General features: G+C 68.5%; 7 protein-coding genes and 1 tRNA gene. 5 read left to right on the top strand and 3 right to left on the bottom strand.

Annotated elements, in window-relative coordinates; all coding sequences use genetic code 11:
• Positions 1-2,173: endopeptidase La (gene lon, locus HZB86_12300; GenBank protein ID MBI5906303.1), on the top strand; the 2,173-nt coding region annotated here is incomplete at its 5' end.
• A gap of 33 nt (positions 2,174-2,206) precedes the next feature.
• Here the strand turns inward: lon and HZB86_12295 are convergent.
• The gene (locus tag HZB86_12295; protein MBI5906302.1) at positions 2,207-3,169 is read right to left on the bottom strand and encodes a saccharopine dehydrogenase NADP-binding domain-containing protein; all 963 of its coding nucleotides are present in this window, start codon (positions 3,167-3,169) and stop codon (positions 2,207-2,209) included.
• 88 nt (positions 3,170-3,257) lie between these two features.
• Between HZB86_12295 and HZB86_12290 the strand changes: the two genes are divergently transcribed.
• The 4 genes from HZB86_12290 (at position 3,258) to HZB86_12275 (ending at position 5,306) form a co-directional block, all read left to right on the top strand.
• A tRNA-Val gene (locus HZB86_12290) sits at positions 3,258-3,333 on the top strand.
• A 214-nt stretch (positions 3,334-3,547) separates the two neighbouring features.
• The gene (locus HZB86_12285) at positions 3,548-4,306 is read left to right on the top strand and encodes a hypothetical protein (protein MBI5906301.1); all 759 of its coding nucleotides are present in this window, start codon (positions 3,548-3,550) and stop codon (positions 4,304-4,306) included.
• Positions 4,307-4,329: 23 nt separating this feature from the next.
• Entirely contained in the window at positions 4,330-4,752 is a 423-nt protein-coding gene (gene arfB / locus HZB86_12280) for an aminoacyl-tRNA hydrolase (GenBank protein MBI5906300.1), read from the top strand.
• Between the two features lie 89 nt (positions 4,753-4,841).
• On the top strand, positions 4,842-5,306 hold the full coding sequence (locus tag HZB86_12275; protein ID MBI5906299.1) for a 4Fe-4S ferredoxin: 465 nt from the start codon (positions 4,842-4,844) through the stop codon (positions 5,304-5,306).
• Between the two features lie 18 nt (positions 5,307-5,324).
• Here HZB86_12275 and ilvN read toward each other — a convergent pair whose 3' ends face one another.
• Positions 5,325-5,873 (bottom strand): acetolactate synthase small subunit, encoded by a 549-nt coding sequence (gene ilvN, locus HZB86_12270; protein MBI5906298.1) that lies wholly within the window; start codon positions 5,871-5,873, stop codon positions 5,325-5,327.
• A gap of 25 nt (positions 5,874-5,898) precedes the next feature.
• Positions 5,899-7,623 (bottom strand): biosynthetic-type acetolactate synthase large subunit, encoded by a 1,725-nt coding sequence (gene ilvB, locus HZB86_12265; GenBank protein MBI5906297.1) that lies wholly within the window; start codon positions 7,621-7,623, stop codon positions 5,899-5,901.
• Between the last annotated feature and the right edge of the window lie 153 nt (positions 7,624-7,776).

Below are 7,776 nucleotides of genomic sequence, written 5' to 3'. Positions count from 1 at the left end.
GCTCCCCGACGGCACCGTGAAGGTGCTGGTCGAGGGGCGCCAGCGGGCGAGGATCCTCCACTACCTCCCCAACGACCGGTACTTCCAGGTCAGCATCGAGGAGACGGTGTCCGCGCCGTTCGACGGCCCCGGGGCGGAGGCGATGATCCGGAACGTCCTCTCCTCCTTCGAGACCTTCGCGAAGCTCTCGAAGAAGGTCCCGCAGGACCTGGTGACGCAGGTCACCGCCATCGCCGATCCGACCCGCCTGGCCGACACCCTCGCGGGCCAGCTTCCGCTGAAGGTCCACGAGAAGCAGGCGGTCCTCGAGCTGGAATCGGACGAGGAGCGGCTCGAGAAGCTCCTGATGCTGATGGAGTCCGAGGTCGAGGTGCTCGAGCTCGAGCGCCGGATCCGCGGGCGCGTCAAGAAGCAGATGGAGAAGACCCAGCGGGAGTTCTACCTGAACGAGCAGATGCGCGCCATCCAGAAGGAGCTGGGGCAGGGCGAGGAGGGGCGCACCGAGCTGGACGAGCTCGAGGAGAGGATCAAGAAGCGCGGGATGAGCAAGGAGGCGCTCCAGAAGGCGCAGAAGGAGATCAAGAAGCTGCGGATGATGTCCCCGATGTCGGCGGAGGCCACCGTCAGCCGGAACTACATCGACTGGCTGGTGTCCATCCCGTGGCAGGACCGCACGGAGGACAAGCTCGACATCACCGAGGCGGAGCGGGTGCTCGACGAGGACCATTACGGCCTCGAGAAGGTCAAGGAGCGGATCCTCGAATACCTCGCCGTCCGCAAGCTCGTGGCGAAGCTGAAAGGCCCGATCCTCTGCTTCGTGGGGCCGCCGGGCGTCGGGAAGACGTCGCTGGCGCGCTCGATCGCGCGGTCGATGGGCCGCAAGTTCGTCCGGATGTCGCTCGGAGGGGTACGCGACGAGGCCGAGATCCGCGGGCACCGCCGCACCTACATCGGGGCGCTCCCGGGCAAGATCATGCAGCAGGTGAAGAAGGCGGGGACGGTGAACCCGGTCTTCCTGCTCGACGAGGTCGACAAGATGTCGGCCGACTTCCGCGGAGACCCGTCCTCGGCGCTGCTGGAGGTCCTGGATCCCGAGCAGAACAGCACCTTCAACGACCATTACCTGGACGTGGACTACGACCTGTCCGACGTCTTCTTCATCACCACGGCGAACATGCTCCACGGGATCCCGGGGCCTCTGCAGGACCGGATGGAGATCATCCGGCTGTCCGGGTACACGGAGGTCGAGAAGCTCCACATCGCGAAGGGGTACCTGATCCCGAAGAAGGTCGAGGAGCACGGGCTCTCGATGGAGAAGATCTCCTTCACCGACAAGTCGGTCCTGCAGATCATCCGGTACTACACGCGCGAGGCGGGGGTGCGGAACCTCGAGCGGGAGATCGCCTCCGTGTGCCGCAAGATCGCCCGCGAGGTGGTGAAGTCGCCCCCCAAGGAGCGGATCGTCGTGACGCCCCAGGCGGTGCGCCGGTACCTGGGGGTCACGCGATACCGGTACGGAGAGGCGGAGGAGAAGCAGTCGGTCGGCGTCGCGACGGGGCTTGCGTGGACCGAGTTCGGCGGGGAGCTGCTCCTGATCGAGGTGGCGATCCTCCCGGGGAAGGGGAACCTGAAGGTCACCGGAAAGCTCGGCGAGGTGATGCAGGAGTCCGCGCAGGCCGCGCTGTCGTACATCCGGACCCGCGGGGAGCTGATGGGGCTGGACAAGGACTTCTACCAGAAGCTCGACATCCACATCCACGTGCCGGAAGGGGCGACCCCGAAGGACGGCCCCTCGGCGGGGATCACGATGGCCACCGCGCTGGCGTCCGCGCTGCTGCGCGTCCCGGCGCGGAACGACCTCGCGATGACGGGGGAGATCACGCTGCGCGGCCGGATCCTGCCGATCGGCGGCGTGAAGGAGAAGCTGCTGGCGGCGCACCGCGGCGGCATCAAGACCGTCATCCTGCCGCTGGAGAACGAGAAGGACCTGGCGGAGGTCCCGGCGAAGATCAAGAACAACCTGGAGATCCACTTCGTCCGGCACATGGACGAGGTGATGACGCTGGCGATTCACCTGCCATCGGCGCTGCCGGCCCCGCCGGCGGAGGAGGGGGCCCCGCCCGCGGTGCCGCCAAAGGGCGATGCAGCGGAAGGAGATGTAATAACCCATTAAGCTGGCGGGGGACACTCTTCACCGCACGGTGTGCTATCCGGTGACGATGCGGGCTCCGGAGCGCGCGGCGATCGCTTCGGCCTCCTCCCTCCCGATCAGCTCCGGGAGCGGCAGGAGGCCGATTCCTTTTTTGGGGCGGGCGGCGAGGCGCACGGCGGCCTCGGCGAACAGCGCCGCTCCGAGGTTGCCGTGCGGGTCCTCCACGCGGGCGAACGGGTCGCCCGCGGCCACGCCCGCGACGGCGGCCGGCGCGCCCCGGGGCCCCGCCAGGGAGCCGCGCAGCCACAACAGCAGCGCTCCGGCGAATTCGATGCCCACGGGGCCGAGCTTCCCCGCCGCCCCGGAGATGCGGGATAGCCGCGCGCCCGCCCTCCCTTCCGGCACGCCGATCGACGCGCCGCCCGTCCACGTGAAATACCGTCCCGCCGGGGCGCCGCGCGGAACCCCGGACGGCCCCCCGGTTCTCCTGGCGAGCGACCGCATGAACTCGTACCCTCCGAACCGGTCGGGGGAGAAGAACAGGTATCTTTCCCGCTCGGGGGGGGGCGCAGCGCGGTCGGGGCCGAGGAAGTGCGCCGCGAGGAGATCCGTCCACCCGGGCATCATCCCGCACCCCGCGACGGCCGGGACCCCGGCGGCGCGGAAGGAGCCGGAGATCGCGTCCCGGTCCGCGTCCGAAAGCGTCCCGTCCCCGATCGACGCCGCCGCGACGCCCATCGACGCGCACGCGAGGAGCAACGGCGTTTCGTGCTCCCCGCACGACCCCGCGGCCGCGGCCACCGCGTCGATCCCCGCCAGCAGGCGCTCGAGCTCCCGCGTCTTCCCGACGTCGGCCATCGCGAACCGGCACTTGGGGGAGAGTGCCTTCGCCAGCCGCTTCGCGTCCCGGATCACGTAATCGACGAGGATTAGTTCCCCGACCTCGGGACGGCGGGACAGCTCCACGGCGGCGGCGCGCCCGATGAACCCCGCGGCGCCGAGGATCGCGATCTTCATGCCCGCATCATAGCAGAAGCCCCGAAGGGCGGTTGACGGTCGCCGACGCGGGCTGTTACGTTGATCGTTCGCGCGGGCGGGCTGGCGCGGGCGGATAGCTCAGCTGGTAGAGCATCGCCCTTACAAGGCGAGGGTCACAGGTTCAAGTCCTGTTCCGCCTACCAATGGATACGAGAGGGGTTGCGGCGATGCCGCAACCCCTTCGCTTTTCCGCACAAACCGGGAAAGAATCGAAAGAAACCTCCGCCGCAATTTCATAATCGTGTTTGTCCCTGATCATTCGTTATAAAACACGCCGATATTAAAGAAGAATTACTCCTGTCGCCATCGGCCCGCATATTGCTAAACCTTCCTGCATTTCCAGTGGGGGTGCATACGATGAAGAGGATTCAATTCGTGCTGGTCGTGGTCCTGGCGGCGGCTGCGGTTTCCGGCGGGATGCGGGTCGCGGCGGTGGCCGGGTCCGCGGAAAAGGAGGGGACCGTGTACAGCGGATCGTTCATCTGCCCGGACCTCGCCCACACCGAACTGTTCCGCGCGAAAGGGCTGGAGTACGTCCACACCATGGCGTTCGCCGAAGCGCTGCTGACGGTGGCCGGCGGCCGGTCGACGTTCGCGCCCCCGCCCGTTCCGCAGGAGTGGCAGGCCGCCGCGTCCAACTGGACCGTGCACCTCGCGACGCACGAGGCGGGACTGGCCCCCCAGTGGCTGATGGGGACCTTCTGGCCGAGGTTCTCTTCCGAGGAGAACGCCTGCGACCCGGCGCTCCTCCACAAGGCGTCCCTCGAGTACCGGGCGCAGCCGGGGAACGGGGAGGCGGCCGTTCTCTTCCCGTACTATCCGGGGATGGCCGCGCACGACCTGGAGGAGATGATCGTGCCGCTCTCGGGCCGGCTCGACCGGGTCTCGTCCAGGATCGCGACGGCCGAGCAGGTGGGAGCGAAGGAGTGCGTGCCCGGCAAGGTGGCGCGCGCGAAGGAGCTTCTCGAAACCGCCCGGCGGGCCACCGCCGAGTATCATTACGACGGGGTCGTCATCGAGCCGTTCTTCGCCCGCGCGGAATCCGCGGCCGAGGAGCTGATCGAGGAGCGGAGAATGGCCGCCGCCTTCGGTTTCAGCTGCTACTCGAAGAACTGACCGCCCGCTGATACCATGGGTGGATGATCCGGGTCACGCGGTCGATCTGCATCGGCGAATCGGAGATCGGGGAGCGGTTCGTCCGCTCCCCCGGTCCCGGCGGACAGAACGTGAACAAGGTGGCTACCGCCGTGCAGCTCCGGTTCGACGTCCGGAACTCCCCGTCGCTTCCCGCCGATGTCCGCGACCGGCTCCTCCGCCTCGCCGGGAGGCGCGTCACCGCGGAGGGATTCCTGCTGATCGAGGCGCGGCGGTTCCGGACCCGGGAACGGAACCGGGAGGACGCCCGGGACCGGCTGGCGGCGCTGGTGGCGGCCGCGGCGGAGCCGGTCAAGCCCCGGAAGGAGACCCGCCCCCCCGGAGCGTCGAGAGAGCGCCGCCTGGACGCGAAGCGCCGGCGGGGCGAGATCAAGCGGGTCCGGAGAGTCGTCCCCCCTTCCGATTGACCTGCGTCAAGGACCGCGATCGCCGCGTCGGGGAGAATGGTGCGCAGACGGGACATGGACGGACGTCGTCCCGCACAGGAGGGAAGAAGATGAGCGGCTGCCCCGGTTCGAGAACGATCGCGTTCGACAAGGTCGACGGCGCGGAGGCGCCGGCGGGAAAGGTCCCCTCGCAGCTCCGGCAGTGGCCGATCCAGCTCCACCTCGTTTCTCCCGCCGCTCCGTATTTCCAGGGGGCGGACGTGGTGCTGGCGGCGGACTGCGTGCCGTTCGCCATGGGGAACTTCCACGGCGACTTCCTGAAGGGGAAATCGCTCGCGATCGCCTGTCCGAAGCTCGATTCGGACCAGGAGGTCTACGAGGAGAAGATCCGCGGCCTGTTCGAGGAGTCGGGGATCAACTCGCTGACGGTCGTGATCATGCAGGTTCCGTGCTGCAGGGGGCTGCTCGGGTTGGCGACGCGGGGTCTTGCGGCCAGCGCCCGGAAGGCGCCGCTTCGCGCCGTGATCGTGAGCCTGCAGGGCGACGTGCTGCAGGAGGAGTGGATCCGGCAGTAGGGGGGGACCCCCCGTTCCTCAGCAGTTCGGGAGCTCCTCCGATCTGCCCGCGGCGGCGCCCGCCTGCACGGGGGGCGCCAGCCGCAGCTTCCGGCTCTCCATCGACACCGCGACGATCCCGGACCGGGTGACGTCGATCTCGCCGAACCCGCGCATCGCGTCGATGAACTCCTCGACCTTCTCCGGCGAGCCGGTGCACTCCAGCCCGAACCCGTCCTGCGTGGCGTCCACCACCCTCGCCCCGTAGATCTCCGCCTCCTTCAGGATTCCCGTCCGGGTCTCCGCGGTCGACCGGATGCGCACCAAGGCCATCTCCCGGGAGACGGCGAAGGCGTCGGTCAGGTCCACCGCCTGCAGGACGTTGATCAGCTTGTTCATCTGCTTGATGACCTGGCTCCGCAGCTCCGGGTCGATGTCGACGACGATCGTGGCCCTCGATTGCATGGGGTCCAGGGTCCGCGCCACGGTGAGGCTGTCGATGTTCCAGCCGCGGGCGCTCAAGACCCCCGTGATGCGCATCAGCGCCCCCGGCTTGTTCTCCACCAGCAGCGAGATCACCTGCAGCATGACGTCGTCTCCCGTCCCCTTGTGGTCAGACCGAAACCGGATTCGGAGGGCCGAACACCATCTCGTCGATCGCCCCTCCCGCGGGCACCATCGGGTACACGCACTCCAGCTGCGCGACGTTGACGTTCATCAGGTACGGCCCGGGGTGGCGGACCGCTTCGTCGAGCGCGGCCGGAAGTTCCTTCGGGTCCGCGACCGTCCTCCCGGGGAAGCCGTAGGCGCCGGCCAGCATGGCGGCGTCGGGGAACGCGTCGAGCGCCACCGCGGACAGCCGGTTGTTGTAGAACAGCTCCTGCCATTGCCGCACCATGCCGAGGTGCCCGTTGTTCATCACGACGATCTTCACCGGCAGCCGGTTGGCGGCGATCGTGGACAGCTCCGGGATCGACATCTGGAACCCCCCGTCGCCCAAAAGCGCGAACACCCGCTGTCCCGGGTTGGCGATCTGCGCCCCGATGGCCGACGGCAGCCCGAATCCCATCGATCCGAGCCCCCCGGAGTTGATCCACAACCTCGGCCGGTTGAACCGGACGAACTGGGCGGCCCACATCTGGTGCTGCCCCACGTCGGAGCATACGATCGCCTCGCCGCCGGAGATCCGGTCGATCTCCCGCAGAAGGTGCTGCGGCTTGATCTCGTCGTCGGAGACCGCCGGAACGAGCGGGTGCTCCGCCTTCCACGCCGCCACCTGCTCCTTCCAGGCGCGCCGGCCGGCCGCCTGGTTCTCCCGGCACGCGGGGGCGAGCTCCGCCGCCTCCCGGTTGAGCTTCTCGAGCACCCGCCGGACGTCTCCCACGATCGGGAGGTCCGCCTGCCGGTTCTTCCCGATCTCCACCGGGTCGATGTCCACGTGGATCACCTTCGCGCGGGGGGCGAACGCGTCGAGCCGGCCGGTCACCCGGTCGTCGAACCGTACGCCCAGCGCGACGATCAGGTCGGTGTGGGTGAGCGCCATGTTCGCGGCGTAGCTTCCGTGCATGCCGGGCATGCTGATGTAGTCGGGATGGCCGGACGGGAGCGCCCCCAGCCCCATCAGCGTGCAGACCGTCGGCGCCTCCAGCAGTTCGACCAGCTCCCGCAGCAGCTCCGAGGCGCCGGAGGCGACGATCCCCCCGCCGGCGTAGACGACCGGCCTGCGCGCGTCCCAGAGCATCTGGGCGGCCCGGCGGACCTGGCCCAGGTGCCCCTCCGCGGAGAATTTGTACCCCGGGAGGTGGATCGTCTCGACCGGCTCGTAATGGGCGCTCCCGACGAAGACGTCCTTCGGGATGTCGACCAGGACCGGACCGGGCCGGCCGCTGGCGGCGATGTAGAACGCCTCGTGGATCGCGCGGGGGAGGTCCCCCGGGCTCTTCACCAGAAAGTTGTGCTTGGTGCAGGAGCGGGTGATCCCGAAGGTGTCGGCCTCCTGGAAGGCGTCGCTCCCGATGAGCTTCGTGGATACCTGCCCCGTCAGCGCCACCACGGGGATCGAATCCATCATCGCGTTGACCAGCCCCGTGACGAGGTTCGTCGCCCCCGGCCCGGAGGTGGCGCAGCAGACGCCGACCTTCCCGGTGGAACGGGCGTACCCCTCCGCGGCGAAGCACGCGTTCTGCTCGTGGCGGACCAGGTAATGCTTCACCTTCCCTTCGTAGAGGACGTCGTAGAAGGGGAGGGTCACCCCCCCCGGGTATCCGAACAGGCATTCGACCCCTTCGCGGAGCAGGCACTCCACGAGGATCTTCGCTCCGCTCATCAGGTTCGACATGGCTTTGCCCTTTCCGGGGTCCGTTTCCGTCCCCCGCCGTTCCCGTTTGGACGCGCCGCCGGCGCCCGAAGTTCCAACCAGTATACGAGGTTTTCCCGGAATTCCGGCCGTTTCGTTGACAGAACGGGAGGCAGGGTGTATAAGGATTTCTTG

The organism is Deltaproteobacteria bacterium (assembly GCA_016234845.1).
In the GTDB taxonomy this organism is placed as follows: domain Bacteria; phylum Desulfobacterota; class Deferrimicrobia; order Deferrimicrobiales; family Deferrimicrobiaceae; genus JACRNP01.
The sequence above is the reverse complement of the archived record's forward strand: the minus strand, read 5'-3'. Positions and strand labels throughout refer to the sequence as shown.